Source organism: Paenibacillus sp. J22P143 (assembly GCF_059692035.1).
The window spans coordinates 729,311-747,301 of the sequence record NZ_JCAUAQ010000002.1; the positions used below are offsets into that span (position 1 = coordinate 729,311).

Annotated in this window: 17 protein-coding genes, 1 other RNA gene and 1 pseudogene; 10 read left to right on the top strand and 9 right to left on the bottom strand. The window is 44.6% G+C overall.

The window, feature by feature from the left end; translation table 11 throughout:
* The first annotated feature begins 115 nt into the window (after nucleotides 1-115).
* The 5 genes and pseudogenes from AC58PQ_RS06925 to serS all read left to right on the top strand — a co-directional run bounded on the left by AC58PQ_RS06925 (nucleotide 116) and on the right by serS (nucleotide 4,759).
* Nucleotides 116-430 (top strand): hypothetical protein, encoded by a 315-nt coding sequence (locus AC58PQ_RS06925; RefSeq protein ID WP_497241217.1) that lies wholly within the window; start codon nucleotides 116-118, stop codon nucleotides 428-430.
* A 28-nt stretch (nucleotides 431-458) separates the two neighbouring features.
* The gene (locus tag AC58PQ_RS06930; RefSeq protein WP_497241218.1) at nucleotides 459-1,091 is read left to right on the top strand and encodes a hypothetical protein; all 633 of its coding nucleotides are present in this window, start codon (nucleotides 459-461) and stop codon (nucleotides 1,089-1,091) included.
* A gap of 49 nt (nucleotides 1,092-1,140) precedes the next feature.
* Nucleotides 1,141-2,166 carry a tetraprenyl-beta-curcumene synthase family protein gene (locus AC58PQ_RS06935; protein WP_497241304.1) on the top strand — a complete coding sequence of 342 codons (1,026 nt, stop codon included), beginning with the start codon at nucleotides 1,141-1,143 and terminating at the stop codon, nucleotides 2,164-2,166.
* A 36-nt stretch (nucleotides 2,167-2,202) separates the two neighbouring features.
* Complete coding sequence (pfkA, locus tag AC58PQ_RS06940; RefSeq protein ID WP_497241219.1) at nucleotides 2,203-3,171, top strand: 6-phosphofructokinase; 969 nt, start codon at nucleotides 2,203-2,205, stop codon at nucleotides 3,169-3,171.
* 305 nt (nucleotides 3,172-3,476) lie between these two features.
* A pseudogene (gene serS, locus AC58PQ_RS06945) lies at nucleotides 3,477-4,759 on the top strand (serine--tRNA ligase).
* Between the two features lie 53 nt (nucleotides 4,760-4,812).
* On the opposite strand, the gene AC58PQ_RS06950 reads toward serS, so the two are convergent.
* The 7 genes from AC58PQ_RS06950 to AC58PQ_RS06980 all read right to left on the bottom strand — a co-directional run bounded on the left by AC58PQ_RS06950 (nucleotide 4,813) and on the right by AC58PQ_RS06980 (nucleotide 10,210).
* Nucleotides 4,813-5,769: a D-2-hydroxyacid dehydrogenase gene (locus AC58PQ_RS06950; protein ID WP_497241220.1), complete on the bottom strand. Its 957-nt coding sequence runs from the start codon at nucleotides 5,767-5,769 to the stop codon at nucleotides 4,813-4,815.
* Nucleotides 5,770-5,891: 122 nt separating this feature from the next.
* Nucleotides 5,892-7,085, bottom strand: a complete 1,194-nt coding sequence (locus AC58PQ_RS06955; RefSeq protein WP_497241221.1) for a putative glycoside hydrolase — start codon at nucleotides 7,083-7,085, stop codon at nucleotides 5,892-5,894.
* A gap of 186 nt (nucleotides 7,086-7,271) precedes the next feature.
* Nucleotides 7,272-7,505 (bottom strand): Sec-independent protein translocase subunit TatA/TatB, encoded by a 234-nt coding sequence (locus tag AC58PQ_RS06960; protein WP_497241222.1) that lies wholly within the window; start codon nucleotides 7,503-7,505, stop codon nucleotides 7,272-7,274.
* A 123-nt stretch (nucleotides 7,506-7,628) separates the two neighbouring features.
* Entirely contained in the window at nucleotides 7,629-7,823 is a 195-nt protein-coding gene (locus AC58PQ_RS06965) for a hypothetical protein (RefSeq protein WP_028556555.1), read from the bottom strand.
* Between the two features lie 130 nt (nucleotides 7,824-7,953).
* A complete protein-coding gene (locus AC58PQ_RS06970; protein WP_477592168.1) occupies nucleotides 7,954-8,775 on the bottom strand; it encodes a YitT family protein in 822 nt (273 codons plus the stop codon).
* A 146-nt stretch (nucleotides 8,776-8,921) separates the two neighbouring features.
* Nucleotides 8,922-9,611: a DUF4247 domain-containing protein gene (locus tag AC58PQ_RS06975; protein ID WP_497241223.1), complete on the bottom strand. Its 690-nt coding sequence runs from the start codon at nucleotides 9,609-9,611 to the stop codon at nucleotides 8,922-8,924.
* A 62-nt stretch (nucleotides 9,612-9,673) separates the two neighbouring features.
* A complete protein-coding gene (locus AC58PQ_RS06980; protein WP_497241224.1) occupies nucleotides 9,674-10,210 on the bottom strand; it encodes a DUF4178 domain-containing protein in 537 nt (178 codons plus the stop codon).
* Between the two features lie 286 nt (nucleotides 10,211-10,496).
* On the opposite strand from AC58PQ_RS06980, the gene cshA reads away from it, so the two are divergent.
* The 3 genes from cshA (at nucleotide 10,497) to ssrS (ending at nucleotide 13,537) form a co-directional block, all read left to right on the top strand.
* Entirely contained in the window at nucleotides 10,497-12,122 is a 1,626-nt protein-coding gene (gene cshA, locus AC58PQ_RS06985) for a degradosome RNA helicase CshA (protein WP_497241225.1), read from the top strand.
* Between the two features lie 359 nt (nucleotides 12,123-12,481).
* The gene (locus tag AC58PQ_RS06990; protein WP_497241226.1) at nucleotides 12,482-13,306 is read left to right on the top strand and encodes a YesL family protein; all 825 of its coding nucleotides are present in this window, start codon (nucleotides 12,482-12,484) and stop codon (nucleotides 13,304-13,306) included.
* A 49-nt stretch (nucleotides 13,307-13,355) separates the two neighbouring features.
* Nucleotides 13,356-13,537, top strand: a non-coding RNA gene (ssrS, locus tag AC58PQ_RS06995) — 6S RNA.
* A 45-nt stretch (nucleotides 13,538-13,582) separates the two neighbouring features.
* On the opposite strand, the gene xylB is transcribed toward ssrS, so the two are convergent.
* Nucleotides 13,583-15,154, bottom strand: coding sequence for a xylulokinase (gene xylB / locus AC58PQ_RS07000; protein WP_497241227.1), 1,572 nt, complete (start codon nucleotides 15,152-15,154; stop codon nucleotides 13,583-13,585).
* A 283-nt stretch (nucleotides 15,155-15,437) separates the two neighbouring features.
* Here xylB and AC58PQ_RS07005 point away from each other — a divergent pair, with 283 nt between their 5' ends.
* A complete protein-coding gene (locus AC58PQ_RS07005; protein ID WP_497241228.1) occupies nucleotides 15,438-16,784 on the top strand; it encodes an Nramp family divalent metal transporter in 1,347 nt (448 codons plus the stop codon).
* A 146-nt stretch (nucleotides 16,785-16,930) separates the two neighbouring features.
* Complete coding sequence (locus tag AC58PQ_RS07010; RefSeq protein ID WP_477592161.1) at nucleotides 16,931-17,320, top strand: DUF1499 domain-containing protein; 390 nt, start codon at nucleotides 16,931-16,933, stop codon at nucleotides 17,318-17,320.
* 48 nt (nucleotides 17,321-17,368) lie between these two features.
* On the opposite strand, the gene tpx is transcribed toward AC58PQ_RS07010, so the two are convergent.
* Nucleotides 17,369-17,887 (bottom strand): thiol peroxidase, encoded by a 519-nt coding sequence (gene tpx / locus AC58PQ_RS07015; protein WP_497241229.1) that lies wholly within the window; start codon nucleotides 17,885-17,887, stop codon nucleotides 17,369-17,371.
* Between the last annotated feature and the right edge of the window lie 104 nt (nucleotides 17,888-17,991).

Genomic DNA, 17,991 nt, shown 5'->3' on the forward strand with positions numbered 1-17,991 from the left:
AATCAGGATGACATACAATTTTAACTGGAAACCCAAGGTTTGAAGTGATACATTTAAAGGTAGAATGTTTCTTGAACATGACAGATTGTTTTGCCTGCAAGGAGGTATATAGGAAATGAATAGTTATTTTCAGTATGATGAGAGGCTAGGTATCGAGATCCCCGTTTTGGAATTGGAATGGGACATGTATGAGGCTTCTGTTCGCATAAATCTGTTATTACAGTGGGAGCAAATACGAGGCGTTATCCCGGATCGCATTATGAAACTGGAAGCACAAATCATTGAAAAGCAAAATAAGCTCGATAAGGAAGACGATTTTGTAACCTCCTGCCGTTTGAACTCTGATATTGCTGACTTGGCTTCAATCATAAATGATCTTCATCTCTGGTTCCGTACTAATCAGGATTTAGAATCAAAAACCCACCATTAATGGTTGTCAATGAAGGGAGAATGACTGCATGCATAGCAATAAGGATGGGAATAACTGGGTTGAAACGATTGCAAAACCACTTCTGGAGCATCTCCCTGCGCTTTATCCGATTGAAGAGTGGGATGCCGCAATGGATACACGCATTGAAGCACTTTCTGCTACATGGATTACCGAAGGAAGCCCTGAGCAGCTGCCCTATGGTCTAGCCATTAAAGCAGGTCTCTTTCTCCTCAATGAAAGTCTAGATAAATCGCACGATATTTCGCAAGAAATTACGAATGCAACGGGAAGCTACTGGCATGCTCTCATGCATCGAATGGAAGGCGACTATAGTAATGCGAAATATTGGTTTAACGATGTTGGCCATCATCCTATTTTTTCTAATTTGATCCAAAGTGTAAGAGATAATTTATCGGTTAAGGACTTCATGGAATTGGAAAATGAAGCCCTTCGTCATAAGCTTGAAGTACTTGTAACATCGCCCGTTTGGAATCCATACGTATTTATTGATGTAATTGAAATACAGGTTTCGCTTGTACAGAACCCCACAGTTGATAGTTGGTTACGTCACATACAGCGATCTGAAATGCAATTATTACTTCAATTCTGCTATGAACAAAGTTGTGGAGGAAGTTTACTTGAAGCAATTGGACAGAAGTAGGATAAGGATTAGGAGCCATGCAAAGGTTCCGCAAGGACCCATTCGGTTGATGATCAGTGTGTATCGCTATATTTTGCCAGATGTCAATGAACAACTGACCCGCTGGAAGAGTAAAGCAGCGAATATTCCCGATGAAGAGCTTCGTATTCAAGCGTTAGCAAGCATTGCTACGAAGCAATTCCATTGTCAAGGAGGAGCTGTATATGCAGCTGCTCATTTATCGATGCGTCATGTGCTCATCCCACTTATCGTTGCTTTCCAATCCATAAGCGACTATTTAGATAATTTATGTGATCGCAGTACGTCGCTAGATCCTTTGGATTTTCGGCAATTGCATCAGTCGATGCTAGATGCCGTTGATCCTGTGACGCCACAGCATGATTACTATGCGTACAGAAATGAGAAAGAAGATGGCGGCTATTTAACAGATCTTGTTGGGCAATGTCAGACTTCGATTAGCCAGATGCCATCGTATTTGAAAGTGGCTGATCAGGTAAAAGAATTCGTTGGTTTATACTGTGATTTGCAGGTGTACAAGCATATTCGTAAGGATCTGCGCGAGCCTCAGCTGCATCAATGGTGGGATAACCATCATCATAAGTATCGACAGATTGATTGGAATGAGTTTGCTGCCGCGACGGGTTCAACTTTAGGCATGTTTATGTTGTTCTTGGCTGCGTGTGATCCAGTTCTGACGGACAAGCAGGTGGATTCCATTCGGGAAGCTTATTTCCCTTATGTTTGTGGACTCCATATCTTGCTTGATTATTTAATTGATCAGGAAGAAGATATTGAAGGCGGAGACCTGAACTTCTGTACCTACTATGATTCAATGGATACAACGGTAGAGCGTATTGCTTTCATTGTCCAAGAGGCGCGAAGTAAAATTTTGTTCTTGGAACATCCGCGATTTCATCGTATGATAATCGAAGGTTTGCTTGCTCTCTATTTATCTGACCCCAAGGTCAACAGTCAACACCAGGTGAAGAAAATTTCAAAGCGTCTGATGAAAAATAGTCCGTTAACCAGGCTCTTTTTCTGGATAAATAGCATGTATATCCGTACGACATCATGAATGTCATTCACAAGAATTATGAAGGAGGAAATTAAAATGTCAGCAGTAAAGTCAATTGCCGTTTTAACTAGTGGAGGAGATTCTCAGGGCATGAATGCAGCCGTTCGAGCAGTTGTTCGAAGTGCATTATTCCATGGGCTTGAAGTGTATGCTGTTCAACGTGGATATCAAGGTCTCATCAACGATGATATCCGTAAAATGGACTTGCGTAGTGTAGGTGACATCATTCAACGCGGAGGAACGATTCTTCAAACGGCTCGTTGTAAAGAATTTATGACGCCTGAAGGACAACAAATCGGCGCTGATAACTTGCGCAGACGTGGAATTGACGGCCTTGTTGTCATTGGTGGGGATGGTTCCTATCAAGGGGCGAACAAGCTTAGTAAGTTGGGTATCAAAACGATGGGTCTGCCAGGCACGATTGACAATGACATCCCGTTCACTGACTTTACCATTGGATTTGATACAGCGGTTAGCATCGTAGTGGATGCGATTAACAAACTGCGTGATACGATGACATCACATGAGCGTTCATCTGTTGTCGAGGTTATGGGTCGTCATTGTGGTGAAATCGCCCTGTATGCTGGACTAGCTAGCGGTGCTGAAACGATTATTGTTCCAGAAGTAGATGTGGATGTCACTGAGGTGGCTAATCGGATGAAGGAGAACTTCAACCATGGCAAGCGTCACAGTATTATCCTAGTGGCAGAAGGTGCAGGAACTGGCGAAGGTATTGCCAAGAAGATCACGGAAACGAACGGTATAGAGCCTCGTGTTACAGTTCTTGGTCATATTCAACGCGGTGGTGCACCTACGCACAATGACCGTATTTTGGCAAGCCGTCTAGGTGATTTCGCTGTTCGTAAACTTATGGAAGGCGATTCTTCCAAAGCTTGCGGTATCATCAAAGGTGAACTCGTGGCAACGGATATCGATCTAGTTGTGAACACGAAACGTACCTTTAACATGGAGCTTTACGAATTGGCAAGTCGTTTGTCGCAATAAGCCTATTTTCGTGAATGTGTCTTGATCTTCATTGTGATTTCGGCTATAATTGCCAACAATATATACATCGACATCATGTCTATGAAGAGCATCCAACTCGGAGACACTGATGACGATCGGAAGGCATGGAAAGGTCTTCCTTAAATAAACCGGCACCGCCCGTTATCGGTGAACCAAGCGGATGAATGACAGATCATGTCATCATCAAGTTGGGTGGCACCGCGAGCAGAACGCTCCTCGTCCCAATCGGACAGAGGGCGTTCTTTGTCTTTTTCACACATTCGAAGAGGAAGCGGTGACGGGAAATGCTGGATATCAAATGGATTCGAGGCAACCAAGAGCAAGTGAAAGCAGCAACAGTTCAAAAAGGGGTAAAATGCCACGTAGATGAATTGCTCGTAGTCGATGAGAAGAAGAGAGAGCTCCAGGGGCACGTTGATGAGCTCCGTGCAGATCGCAATCGTGCTTCGGAGCAGATTGCACTGCTGATGAAGCAACAGATGGCTGCGGAAGCTGAAAGCTTGAAGGAGAAAGTGCGAGGTTGGAATCAGAGACTAGCTGTTCTAGAAGCAGAATTAACAGAATACGAACTACGATTTGATACGTTAATTCGGGAAATACCAAATTTACTTTCGCCCGACACGCCTTTCGCGGTAAGAGTGATGCAGAGAATGTTGAGCTGAGAGTTGTAGGTGAAAAGACAACTTTTGACTTCGAGATGCGAGATCACCTGCAGCTTGGGGAAGCATTAGATATGATCGATGTTGCTCGGGGTGTCAAGGTTGCTGGCAGCCGGAACTATTATCTCAAGGGGATGGGGCTTTATCTGCACAGAGCTGTTCAACAGCTTGCAATCGACCTCCTAACAGATCGTGGGTTTACCGTGATGGATGTGCCGCTCATGGTGAGGGAGGAAACACTGCTGAATGCGGCATTCTTTCCAGCTGGCAAAGATCAGACCTACGAGCTTCCTGATGATAACACTTGGTTAGTTGGAACTTCGGAAGGGCCCTTGATTTCGTACTACGCTGGGGAGATCGTTGATCTATCGGAGGGTCCCATTCAGCTAGCGGCAGTGTCGAATTGCTTCCGCAAGGAAGCGGGTTCGGCGGGGCGGGATGTTAGAGGCTTATATCGCGTCCATCAATTCGCGAAAGTTGAGCAAGTGATCCTTTGCGAGAATAATGCGGATGAAGCAGATCGCATGCTCATGCAGATCACACAAAATGCCGAAGATTTACTTGCACACCTAGAGCTGCCCTATCGCGTTGTAGCGGTGTGTTCGGGGGACATGGGAGCCAAAAACTACAAACAATTCGATATAGAAACATGGATGCCTAGCCGCGGAGCATACGGCGAAACGCATTCGTCGTCGAGCTTACTGGACTTTCAAGCAAGACGGAGCAATTTGCGCTATCGGGATAAAGAGGGTGTGTTGCGCTATTGCTACACCTTGAACAATACGGCTGTTGCATCGCCACGGATCCTTATTCCATTACTCGAAAATCATCAACAGGCGGATGGTTCGATTTATATACCTCCTGCGCTAAGACCGTATATGCGAGGGGTGGAAGCAATTAGTGTTTAAAAAAGCACCTTATCCTAAGTATTGTAGTAGGATAAGGTGCTTTTTTGTGAGGTTTAATAACCTTCCGCTAAGTCCACAACATTGATCATCTCGCCGCCGTCCAGCATCACGCGTAAATTGTGATAGAAGATGGTGGATATGCGATCTGTATAATGTTCGGAAGACCCTGCGATATGCGGAGTAAGAATGACATTGCTCATGCCCCAAAGTGGAGACGATGAGGGTAGTGGCTCTTGGGCGAAAACGTCCAGGGCTGCACCAGCAAGCTTACCTTCCTGCAAGACTTGAATCAATCCTTCTTCATCGAGGACATCACCGCGAGCTAAATTAATGAAAAAAGCACTCGGCTTCATATGCGCTAAATGCTCCCTACGTAAGAATCCTCGAGTTTTCATCGTGCTCGGAAGCAGGACGATGATGAAATCGCTATGTGACAGCAGATGCTGGAGGCCATCCTCCCCATGAACGGTTTCGTCGAAAGCGGCTTGCGGCGTCCCTGATCGATTCAGTCCAATTACTGTCATATCAAATGCCTTTGCTTTACGCGCGACGGCTTCGCCGATTGCACCAGCTCCGATTATGCCAACCGTCTTGCCGTGGAGCTCTCCAAAACGGATTTGATTGTCCCAGACATGTTGTAGCTGGTTACCATGAAGCAGGTTTGCTTTACGCACCCATTGCAGCATGAGACTTAGGGCGAATTCACTCATTTGAATGGTGTGAACACCACGGGCATTCGTTACGATGACTTGGCGCTGTGAAAGCTCATCTAAAGGCAGCTTATCAACGCCTGCTGATATCGTTTGTACCCATTTCAGATTCGTTGCCCGTGAGAGAAGATCAGGGTGCAAGCGACCTGCGGTAAGTAGAACATCGGCACTCGGTATCAGCTCAGCCGCTTCTTTCGAGGAGGTAAACCAATGGAAATGACAGCGTTCCTTTAAGTCATGGGGCATTTGCTCATGCATCGAAGTTAAATCCATGCCCGTCATAGCGACAATATTTAACATGTCATCACATCCTTTTGATTATCGAAATGAATACCTACAATGATAAATGAAAAGGAAACCGAATGTAAACTCGGGCCCTACATGAAAATACCCCGAGAGCGTAATTCGCTCTCAGGGTAATGTTAATAGTTTACATTGGCCGTATAGTTATTGTTGGCATTCCATAATAGATACTCGTTCACGCCGTTGTCTTTCAGAGCGCGAATTTGCTCATCTAATTCATGCTTGCCGTATTTAATATATCCAGGCACCCAAGATGCTGTGAAATCCTGTATCCAAGGACGAATAACCGGCTTCCAGCCCTTCTTATCAATGGCTTCCAACTTCTTATTCGTATCCTTGGAAGCTCCATTGATTGTAGCGTACGGTGCAGCATCAGGCACCTTGGAACCAAACCAGCCTGTGCTGTAATGGCTTGGATAAATCATCGGAGCAATAACATCGACATTCTGTGAGATTTTCTCGAAATCTTGACCAATCCCTTCGGCAGCAGGGACAGAAGCCGCATAGCCGAATATATCCACAGAAACGCGCACGCCCAGAGGTGATAATTGTTCTCTGGCATATTTCACGAATGAAGAGACCGCATCAATCCGTGAACGCTCATCTTTGGTATATTTGAGAATATCTGCTCTTTTCTCGAAGCCTTCAGGGAAACGGACATAATCAAATTGAATTTCTTTAAAGCCTGCTTTGACAGCTTCCTTGGCAACGGCAATATTGTAGTCCCAAACTTCTTTGCTATATGGATTGACGAAGCTATCTGGTGGGTTCTTACCGTTCCCCCACACGGTGCCATCTGGATTGATGAAAGATAATTCCGGTTTCTTCTTGGCAAGAATGGTGTCTTTGAAGACGACAATACGTGCAATTGGATAAATGTTATGCTCTTGCAGCGTTGTCATCAGGCCGGGCATATTGCCAATGATTTTCTGAGTGGTTTCCATCGCATCAAGCTCGGCATTCCCGGTTTCCCAAGTGATGTAGCCCCAGTCATCTTTCACATCAATAACCATCGCGTTCAAATCGGTATCATCAAGCAGCTTTACAAGCGTATTAAGTCGTGAGCCACCTGCACTATGAGCAGTTGCGTAGATCCCTTTCACAACAGGGGCATCCTTCTGTGGATCTATCTTGTTGACAGGTGCGAGTGGATCCGTCTCTTCCGTAGGCGTAGCAGGTGTTACAGGTTGAACGATTGCTACAGCGTTCTTCGCATCGAGCGAAGCCTGTACAAGCTGTTCAAAGCTTGCCTCGGGGTTTGCGGCTGTAACATTACCCCAAATGAGGGCAAGTGAAGCGAGTAATATTTCCATGATGAATAAGTCCACTCCAATCCTTGTTTCTAGCTTTCATTATAAGGCAAGTGGGAAACTACGCACAGAGGAAATTTGTAGGCTTTTGTTGAACCTTGTATGAACATTTTGACGCATGTGGAGTAAGCCATTGGTATGGTGGAAAATCAAAAACACCCAGAAGCTTGGGCCTCCGGGTGTTTAGACTTACTTATTAACTTGTCCTGAGTCACTTTTCGATACTTCAGGGTTAACTTCTTTCCGTGCGATAGCGGGTTGATCATCGGTAGATGAGTTGTTGCCGTTCCCATTTGTTGCATCTTTGAACTCACGGAACATTTTGCCAAAACCTCGACCAAGCTCAGGTAGTTTATTAGGCCCAAACAAAAGCAGGGCAACGATCGCAATTAGAATGATGTGCCAAGGAGATAAAGCTCCCATTCCAGACACCTCCAGTAAAATTTAAGTTATCTTTAGTATATCATGGACTTATCATAACCCATATAGCCTATTTATTACAATTTTAATAAAATTGTCACGGATGTGATGCAAAAAAAGACACCCTCAATGGTACAGGGTGTCTTTATGATGTTCCGAAATGCTGAATTGAATAATTTCCATGACATCTTCCGCTGCGAGTGCCTCTATACCGAACCGTAGGACGATCTCGGATTCCAACTCATAGCTGGTTAAAGAGGGATACAACTCGGGCGTTAATTTCATTACAATCCTGGATAATTTGACTGTCTCCACAAGCATCACCCTTCCAATCAGAAGATTAGAATAAGAACTACGCCTGAACCTACCATCGATGAAAACCAGAACTATATGAAATTACATTCATTATAACACAATTCAAACTGGAATAAAGGGGCAAATGGCTGATTTCTCATTTGGGCTTTCGAAATTCCCCTACAACACCAACTGTTTCCACAATATTCACGAACGCTTTCGGGTCAATCTCTTTAATAATTCGCTTTAATTCTACGAGCTCATAGCGCGTCGTAACCGTCATAAGCATATCATGCTGCTGTTTCGTATATGCACCCTCCGTTTTAATTAAGGTGACACCGCGGGGGATCATAAGCAGTTTATTAATGATGGCGTCCTTTTGTTTGGTTACAATGAACGCGGTTACTTTAATATGGCGGATATGTATCATGTCTACAGTTTTCCCGCTAATGAAAATAGCTAACATTGAAAATAACGCGAGGTCCCAATTATCTTTAAAATAGCCTAGTGCGACGATAACGATGCCGTTCATCGAAGAAAGGATAGTTCCAAGAGGGAAGTCGTATTTCCGGGTTAAGATCAGGCCGACAATGTCAAATCCGCCGCTGGAGCCGCCGATGCGAAGCGTGATACCGCTGCCGATACCGATAAGAACGCCGCCAAAAACAGCACCTAACATGGGATCTTGGGCAACGAAGTTCGTGGGAATAATTTGCATCATCCAAGTTGTTAAGACAACAGATACAACACTAATCATGATGAAACGTTTACCAATCGAAACGAGTCCCCAAATCATTAATGGCATGTTAAACAATAAGTAAAGAAATCCGATATTGTAATCTGTAAAATAACCAATAATCATTGCAATTCCGGAAACTCCGCCGCTAAGCAGCTGATGGGGAATGAGAAACATATTGAAGCCGACTGCGACAAGCAGTGCGCCAACTAGAATGATTAGAACATCTAGCGCCTTTTTCAAAACAAATCACCTCTAAAATAGTATGCAGCATATTGCAAGTATAATTCATTCTTATTAAACTGCAATCATTATTTAACCATTGGGCAAATAAAAAACGCGAATAAAAAAACTGTGTCCAAGATAGGACAACAGCTTTAGGAAAGGTATTATCGGCGCTTGAAGGAGCCCGTTTTTTTGGTCGTGCTTGGCTTGCTTGTTGTTGGCTTTGTTACTTTATTTGGTGTGGAACCATCATTCTTACGAGCAGTGGAAGAACTTCCGGAGCTCGGATTTGCTGCGCCACTCGTAAATCCGCCCGTTCGATCAGACGTAGTTGGCTTCGTCTCCTTGGAGGAACCTGCAGCGGGTTTAGTCGTTGTTCCTGTTCCGGCTTTGTAAGTCGGTGTTTTCGTGTAGCCGCGATAATCATAGGAACCTTTTTTGCTATACCAGCCTCCACCAAATAAGGATTGAAGCAAGGTGGCTGTCAAGTAGCCTTGTAAGAACGAGGAATCATAATGGCTCTTGGCATACTCGATACTATCTAGTTGAACTAATGTATTGTTATTATCGGCTGGATCCTTCTGGATATTGATAACCTTGTCCTTATAAACAAGGAACATTTGATCCTCAGATTCCTTACTCTTCTCTTTGGGGGTTTCTTTGGCAGCTAGTTCACTCGCGACAGTTGGCACGTTCTTGCCTTCAACCGAGTAAACCTTGGACATATTGCTTCCCTTGCCATCAACGCTAACTAACGGATATTCGTCTTTGATATAACGTCCGGCATCAGCGCCACATGCGGTTAGAAGAGCGATAATTAATAAGAAAGAAAGCCATGAAGTCCATCTCTTCATTTTCTAGTAGTCCTCCTTTCAGGGTACATCCGAAGCCTGTTTCAATGATAACATAGGTTCGTCTAAGGCGTCGATTTCAAAAATTTAATTTGGTTGCCAGGTGTGCGTTCACCCTCTAGGGCAATGAATTTACCATCCTGCCATTGAAGGAAAAAGAAGCGCTGATTCGGTCCGAAGTAACGCCAGAAGATGATATCATCTCCACTGCGGAAATCCGTGTTGCCATCTGTTCGCGAGACATCGTTACGATGGAACTCTAATTCGAAAGTAGCATCTCCATCTAACTCCAATCGTGTAGGTACATCATTTGGATCATCTAATGCTCCTTCAATAAAGCTGCATAAGAAGCAGTCATAGGTTCTGCCTTTTTCCACAATCAAACACTGAATATTTTTGCCGCTTTGTAGATAATAAGCATAGCGATGTGGCGCAAAGCCGCGGTCAAAATAAGTGACTTTACCGGAGATCACATATTCCTCTAAGTCTACATTAACAATATCACCAACGCGTGAATCTTCAAGCGGATTGCCGGTCGATGCGGTTGTGGGTACTTGCTTTTGACTGCGAAGAATGTTGCTGACACGTTTGAAAATGGACATAAGAAACTCTCCTCTGTACGATTCCGTTTTATTGTTCTCCCCATTAATACGAGTTACTTATTCAATCGGTTTCGTTCGATTCGTTAAAAGAAGCCACTGGCAATGTATGTATCACTTGTGCTATAATATTTTAGATGTTCTTAAGGGCGGCCAGTTGGATCATGGAAGATGACGAATCGAAAGTGTATTCCACCAAGAAACTATAGAGACGGATAGGAAGTCGTACTTAAGGGTAAAAAAGATACAAGGCATTAGCCTGCCCTGTACAAAAGGAGATTGAATTTATTTGAAAACATTTCAGGAGTTTGGTTTAGACGCATCGGTACTACGTGCGATTACGGAAATGGGCTTTGAAGAGTCCACACCAATTCAAGAGAAAACAATACCATTGGCCATGGATGGCCGTGATTTGATCGGGCAAGCACAGACAGGAACAGGTAAAACAGCAGCGTTCGGTATTCCTTTGGTTAACAAGATCGATGTAAAAGAAGAACGTATTTCAGCGTTAATTATGTGTCCAACACGGGAACTTGCCATTCAGGTTGCGGAAGAGATTGAAAAACTCGGCCGTTTCAAAGGCATTCGTTCTTTGCCAATTTACGGTGGACAGGATATCGTGAAACAAATTCGCGCTTTGAAGAAGAAGCCGCAAATCATTATCGGTACGCCGGGTCGTCTACTTGACCATATTAACCGTAAAACAATCAAGCTTGATGATGTTAAAACGGTTATTTTGGATGAAGCGGATGAAATGCTTGACATGGGCTTCATGGATGATATCCAATCCATTCTTAAACTAGTTCCAGCTGAGCGTCACACGATGTTGTTCTCTGCAACTATGCCGACGAACATTCAGAAATTGGCTCAACAATTCCTAACGAATCCAGAACACGTTTCGGTCATCCCGAAACAAGTTAGTGCTCCTTTGATCGAGCAAGCTTACATTGAATTGCATGAGAAACAAAAGTTTGAAGCTCTAAGCCGTTTGATCGACATGGAAGCACCGGATCTAGCTATTATCTTCGGTCGCACAAAGCGTCGGGTAGATGAGTTGGCAGAAGCGCTTCAAAAAAGAGGATATGCTGCTGAGGGTCTTCACGGTGACTTGTCCCAAAATCAACGTGATAACGTAATGAGAAAATTCCGTGACGGCAGTATCGATGTACTTGTTGCAACTGACGTTGCTGCACGTGGACTAGATGTATCTGGTGTTACACACGTTATTAACTTTGACCTTCCGCAAGATCCAGAAAGCTACGTTCACCGTATCGGCCGTACTGGCCGTGCAGGTAAAGAAGGTACAGCTTGGACTTTCGTTACGCCAAGAGAAATCGATCACCTTCACTTTATCGAGAAGGTTACGCGTCATAAAATCAACAAAAAACCTTTACCAAGCGTAGCAGAAGCTGTTGAAGGTAAACAAAAAATGACAGCTGAGCGTATTTTGGATATGCTTCAAAAAGAAGAGCATTCCGAATTTAAAGGCCTAGCTATTCAATTGCTTGAGCAATACGATTCCGTAAACTTGCTTGCAGCAGCGATGAAGCTTCTTACAGGTGATAAGAAAGATTTGAATATTGAATTAACACCAGAAGATCCGATTCGTGCAAGAAAGAAAAAATTCGACGTTCGCAGCTCAGGTAGACGTGTTGGCGGTGGATACGGTTCAGGATCAGGTTCAAGTGATCGTCGTCAAGGTGGCGGTGGATACGGCGGATCAGGTTCAGGATCAGGTAATTCCTCCAACGGTGGCTCACGTTACCCGCGTAAGGATAGCAGAGATTATGGTTCAAACAGAGAAGGCGGAAGCAGCTCATCTTCGAGAACTCGTGAGTACGGAAGCAATAACTCCGGAAACCGTGATCGTTCCAGAGCGCCGCGCAAAAGTGAAGATACAATTGTAAGCAAATAGAATATATAATAAAAAGGCGGAGATCATTAGGATCTCCGCCTTTTCCCACTGTTTATATAGATTAGAGTACGAAAGAACTAGTGATGATAACTAACAAGATAAATAGCACCAAAATTGCACCTGCGGATGTTCCAACTGGATGAGACATAGTATCAACCTCCTGAATAAAGATATGGGGGTGGTGCGACTAGACAATATTATATTATGTAAAAGTACCTATAACGACTAGACGTCTACCTATATGATGAAAAATAGGCTATAATTAAGGTTATATACAAATAAGACAGGCTTATCGCCATGTCAGAGCAAACAAACAACGTAGAAAGTTTCCGGATGGAAACGCTAAGGAGGAAGCAGTTTTGGAGTTTAAGGGAGTTATGGGAGGACTGTACAGAATATCGGAGTGGATTATGCGGCTTTCCGTTATTAATTTGCTTTGGATGCTTTGCTCTATTCCGGTATTCTTTTTCCTCTTTATGGGGTTGGTAAGTCAAACGCCGGACGCGCTGAAAGCAACGCTGCCGATTCTTGCGGTTTTGGCACCGTTTACTTTATTTCCCGCGACAACGGCTATGTTCGCAGTAGCTAGGAAATGGGTAACCGGAGAAGAAGATGTTCCTTTGTTAAAAACATTTTTCCGCGGATACAAAGAAAACTACTTGCAAAGCATGTTAGGCGGTATATTCTTTGTTTTAATCTTCGTGATTATTGCTGTGAACTATTTCTTTTACTTGAAGCAAGGTAGCTCTTTGAAGGTACTAGCCGTTCTGTTTATTGCCTTCACGGTTATCATGATCATTGCTTTGTTTAATTTTTTCTCAATTATCGTACACTTGCACATGAAAATTTTTCAAATTGTCAAAAATTCAATTTTGATTACAATTGGTAATCCAATCAACTCCATTGTTCTACTTATTTGTAATGGTGTTATTGTTTATATTTGTTTAACGAAGTTCAATTTCTTCTTAGTCGTGTTCTTCATGGGAGCCATTGTTGCAACTTTCTCGTTCTGGCAGTTTAACAGAAGCTTTACGAAGATTCAAACGAAACAACAGGAAATGGAAGAGAAGGAACTGCAGAGACTTGCAGAAGCGGCTGAAAAGGACGAAGATGAGCTTCTAGAAACCAATTCTCCGGTCATCAGTTTGCATAAAAAAAATGAGAATGACAAGAATAAAGACTAATCCTGCCAGTTGATAATCAGCGAGGTTGGATCTATAATAAGAAAACAGAAGAAATCTGCGATGCTCGTAACGGTTTTAAGTTGTTTTAAACCAATGACTGTTTCTAGGGAGACCTATATTGAAGTGTGGCTGACATGCCCTCGAAAGGGGACCTCAAATACACCTCTGCGGACACCCACCTGCGAGAGCGGGTTTGAAGCACCAAAACCGGACGGCATAGGCGGGTTTCTTCGAATAAAAAAAGGTTGAACAGGTGTAAGCCTGCTCAACCTTTTTTTATTTATTCGATAGCTCCGCAAGATCCGTTAACTGATGGAATGTGCTTTGCAGTGTAGGGTAGAGGCTGCGATACACGTTATAATAGGCTTCATATTTCTGCTGATTCTGGGCGTTAGGTTCTACACGATCCGTAACGTGAATCCATTCTTCGCACAGTTTGGTAATATCGACTTGAAGGACACCAGAAGCGGCCATGATCGCTGCTCCATAAGCAGGACCGTCGGTTGAATTGACCGTAACAACTGGAATTCCGAAAATGTCAGCAATCATTTGACGCCAGAATAGGCTTCTCGCGCCTCCGCCATTAACACGAAGCTCAGTCACTTCAATGCCGGATTCACGAATCAATTCCATAGAATCGCGAAGACCGAAGGTGATGCCCTCGAGAACAGCACGGGTTAAATGTGCTTTGCCGTGTCTAAGGTTGAGCCCGATGAAAGCGCCGCGTGCCTTTGGATCGGGATGTGGCGTCCGCTCACCAGATAAGTAAGGAAGGAACAGTAAGCCTTCGCTTCCTAGCGGAGCCGTAGCTGCTTCAGCTGTTAGAATCTCGTACACATCTTTGCCTTCTTGCTGCGCACGAGCAAGCTCTTCGCTGGCAAAGTGATTGCGCCACCACTGGAACGAGCCGCCAGCCGCGAGCATGACACCCATGCGGTGCCACTTGCCTGGCACGCCATGACAGAAAGAATGAAGCCGGTATGCTTCATCCACCTGGTAGGAGTCGTCGTGGACGAAGACGACGCCGGAAGTGCCGAGCGCCACCGAGGCGATGCCTTGGCGAACGACGCCAACCCCAACGGCGCCGCAGGCCTGATCGCCGCCACCGACAACGATCGGCGTGCCTGGGGCTAGGCCGGTCAGCGCTGCTGCCTCAGGCAGCAGGTGCCCGGCGATGTCGCCAGACTCATAGAGCGGCGGCAGCCACTCGAGCGGTATCTCTAACCGCTCCGCGACGGTTTGGGACCAACTGCGATGGGCTACATCGAGCAGCAGCGTGCCGCTGGCGTCGGCCATGTCCATGCCGAACGCCCCCGTCAGGCGCAGCCTGACGTAATCCTTCGGTAGCAGGAGATGCCGAACGCGGGAGTAGTTCTCCGGCTCATGCTGCCGGAGCCAGAGGAGCTTGGGCGCGGTGAAGCCGGTCAGCGCCTTATTGCCCGTGAGGCGGCCGAGCTCGGCTTCGCCGACGGTCGCCTCGATGTAGGCGCACTGCTCAGCGGTGCGCTGGTCGCACCAGAGCAGCGCAGGCCGGATGACCTGCTGCGCCTCATCAAGGAAGACCGAGCCGTGCATCTGGCCGGAGAAGCCAACGCCTGCTACGGCATCGCCAGCTACGCTAGTACTGGCCAAGAGCCCTTGAATGCCCGCGATGGTGGCGTTCCACCAATCTTCAGGATGCTGCTCGGCCCAACCTGGATGCGGTTGTTGCAGCGGATATGGGACGGAATGTGAGCCAATAACTGTACCGGCTTCATCGACTAGAATGCATTTAATTGCAGATGTGCCTAAATCCAAACCCATAAAATAAGACATGAGGATCACCCTTTTATAATGAAGTATGGTCATTGCTTCGATATTCTTTGTTTGTTTACTGAATATACAAAGATAACTTAATCAATGTATTCGCCCATAGCATCAAATATCCTTCTTTTTCTCTGATTTTTTTGCATTGAATTTTTGGTGAGAATGAGTTGCCTGAGAAAACTTGTCTCAAAAATTGCCTCAGGGAAAAACAATTTCATAGGAACATAAATGTTTACCAGTAGCATAAGATGGGCATATGTAGTATACTACATATAAAAGTTTCCCTAGAACAACATTATTGGTCTTGTGAAAGAAGGGGTAGACAATGGAAGTTGCAATGAAACAACCGGATCAGGAACCGAACGGATGGCGGAAAGATTCATCCATGCCGAGTTTACCTGAAGTTCATCATAGTATGAAAGTACCTAAAAAAGCAGGCTTTTTCCGTAAGCTTCTAGCCTTCGTGGGACCTGGATATCTCGTAGCTGTTGGGTATATGGATCCAGGAAACTGGGCTACGGATTTGGCAGGTGGTTCACAATTCGGATATACACTGCTTTCAGTTATCTTAATTTCTAATTTAATGGCCATTCTATTGCAGGCTTTATCCGGTCGTCTAGGTATCGTGACGGGTAGAGATTTAGCGCAGGCGTGCCGTGATCATTATAGTAAGCCGGTTTCTTATGCGCTTTGGTTTTTATGCGAGCTTGCTATAGCTGCATGTGACTTAGCTGAGGTTATTGGGGCCGCGATTGCCTTGCAATTACTTTTTGGTTTACCGCTCATCTATGGCGTCATTCTAACATCGCTTGATGTTCTCTTGGTGCTTATGCTCCAGAAGCGGGGCTTCCGTTACATTGAAGCAATGGTCATTAGTTTAATCGTACTTATTATGGTGTGTTTCATCATGGAGCTTATTTTCTCTCAACCTGAATTCGCTGCGGTAGCTGCAGGCTTTATTCCAACAACTGAAATTGTAACGAATCCAGCTATGTTATATATTGCCCTTGGTATTCTAGGTGCAACCGTGATGCCGCATAATTTATATTTGCATTCATCCATTGTTCAAACGCGTCAAATTGAACCAACGATCGAAGGGAAACGCGAAGCGATTAAATTCTCGACAATCGATTCAACCGTTGCCTTAATGCTCGCATTATTCGTTAACGCAGCGATTCTCATTCTATCAGCGGCGGCCTTTCATTCAGCTGGGAAAGAAGTTGCGGAAATTCAAGATGCGTATCATCTCCTCGGACCAATGCTAGGCACGGGAGCGGCGAGTATATTATTTGCAGTTGCGCTCTTAGCATCCGGTCAGAACTCGACACTAACAGGAACACTTGCCGGTCAGATCGTCATGGAAGGCTTCCTGAACATCCGATTGACGCCTTGGCTGCGTCGATTGATTACACGTTTAATTGCGATCATTCCCGCGGTTATCGTGATTGGTATTTATGGGGAAAGCGGAGCGACGGATTTGCTTATTCTCAGCCAAGTTATTTTATCCTTGCAGCTATCTTTTGCAGTGATCCCGCTTGTTACTTTCACATCGGATCGTAAAAAGATGGGTGAGCTGGTTATTCCAAAGTGGATGGCGATTTTGAGTTGGTTTGTAGCCATTTTAATCGCGGGATTAAACGCATATCTGCTGTATAGTACATTTTTTGGATAAAATTGTATAAGATCATTATAATCGGGGGAGCTGTCCTCCGATTTTTCATTTACCTCTTTTTCTAAAGGCTAATCAATGGTATTATAGAGAATAGTGTTGAAATGGCAAGTGGTCTACATGCACTTCATTGAAGGGGGAAAGGGCTTTTGCTAAAGAGAACTTTAATCGGATTAGTACGTAGTCATGAAACGACAGGGGAAAAAGCCAGAGATCCTTTACTCAAAACTAGATATTTTAAGCTGCCGAAAGAGCAGGTTTGGGAAGAGGTAACGGCTGTATTGAAGAAAACGCCTGGGTACAAGCTACTTCACGAGGTTCCGAATGTGGGAGAAATCCTTGCTGAGCGTAGAACCGTGACTGGGAGAACCCAAGACGTAACATTGACATTGTTTGCCATCAATCCTGTGAAAACGGCTGTTGATATTTATTCAGCTTCACGTGGGTCCATGGGGGATCTTGGTTCCAATTATCGTACAATTCTAGATATTTATAAACAATTAGACCGTAAGCTTGCTTCATATAAAATCGATGGATAACAAAAACAGCAGGGAAGCTTGGCCTCCTTGCTGTTTTATTTGTGTGGATTAAACTAATTTTTTAACAGCTTCTACAGCTGCTTCGTAGTTCGGGTGAGCTGTCATTTCGCCAAGGTACTCAACGTATTGAACCGTGTCATTAGCGTCGATAACGAAGATAGCACGCATATCTAATTGAAGTTCTTTGATCAATACGCCATAAGCTTCACCAAAGGATTTGGTCTTGTAATCAGACAATGTGATCACTTTGTCGATACCTGCAGCGCCACACCAGCGAGCTTGTGCGAACGGAAGATCAACAGAGATTGTAAGAACAGCAACATTCTCACCAAGGCTAGCTGCTTCTTCATTGAAACGACGCGTTTGTGCATCACAAACGCCTGTATCCAAGGAAGGAACTACGGAGATCAATTTCACTTTACCTGCATAATCAGCAAGTGTAACTTGTGTTACTAGATCTTTGTTTACTGTGAAATTAGGGGCTTTGTCACCCACTTTGATTTCGGGTCCTACCAATGTGATAGGATTGCTTTTCAGGGTAGCTACACCAGTACGTTCTTGTGCCATTGAATGTTTTCCTCCTTTATTATCCATGCTAAATAACAACTCACTTATTATAAGCTTTTTGCTGATAAGTTGTCCAATGGTTGCTGTAGGGCTATAATCGGAGT

What these genes read in the sequence shown, in the direction of transcription:
- xylB (WP_497241227.1), bottom strand. Translation starts at nt 15,154, where the DNA reads ATGACCATACTTCATTATAAAAGGGTGATCCTCATGTCTTATTTTATG.
- AC58PQ_RS06965 (WP_028556555.1), bottom strand. Translation starts at nt 7,823, where the DNA reads ATGCTTGTGGAGACAGTCAAATTATCCAGGATTGTAATGAAATTAACG.
- AC58PQ_RS06960 (WP_497241222.1), bottom strand. Translation starts at nt 7,505, where the DNA reads ATGGGAGCTTTATCTCCTTGGCACATCATTCTAATTGCGATCGTTGCC.
- tpx (WP_497241229.1), bottom strand. Translation starts at nt 17,887, where the DNA reads ATGGCACAAGAACGTACTGGTGTAGCTACCCTGAAAAGCAATCCTATC.
- AC58PQ_RS06935 (WP_497241304.1), top strand. Translation starts at nt 1,141, where the DNA reads ATGATCAGTGTGTATCGCTATATTTTGCCAGATGTCAATGAACAACTG.
- AC58PQ_RS06955 (WP_497241221.1), bottom strand. Translation starts at nt 7,085, where the DNA reads ATGGAAATATTACTCGCTTCACTTGCCCTCATTTGGGGTAATGTTACA.
- pfkA (WP_497241219.1), top strand. Translation starts at nt 2,203, where the DNA reads ATGTCAGCAGTAAAGTCAATTGCCGTTTTAACTAGTGGAGGAGATTCT.
- AC58PQ_RS06925 (WP_497241217.1), top strand. Translation starts at nt 116, where the DNA reads ATGAATAGTTATTTTCAGTATGATGAGAGGCTAGGTATCGAGATCCCC.
- AC58PQ_RS06980 (WP_497241224.1), bottom strand. Translation starts at nt 10,210, where the DNA reads ATGTCCATTTTCAAACGTGTCAGCAACATTCTTCGCAGTCAAAAGCAA.
- AC58PQ_RS06950 (WP_497241220.1), bottom strand. Translation starts at nt 5,769, where the DNA reads ATGTTAAATATTGTCGCTATGACGGGCATGGATTTAACTTCGATGCAT.
- AC58PQ_RS06975 (WP_497241223.1), bottom strand. Translation starts at nt 9,611, where the DNA reads ATGAAGAGATGGACTTCATGGCTTTCTTTCTTATTAATTATCGCTCTT.
- AC58PQ_RS06930 (WP_497241218.1), top strand. Translation starts at nt 459, where the DNA reads ATGCATAGCAATAAGGATGGGAATAACTGGGTTGAAACGATTGCAAAA.
- AC58PQ_RS07005 (WP_497241228.1), top strand. Translation starts at nt 15,438, where the DNA reads ATGGAAGTTGCAATGAAACAACCGGATCAGGAACCGAACGGATGGCGG.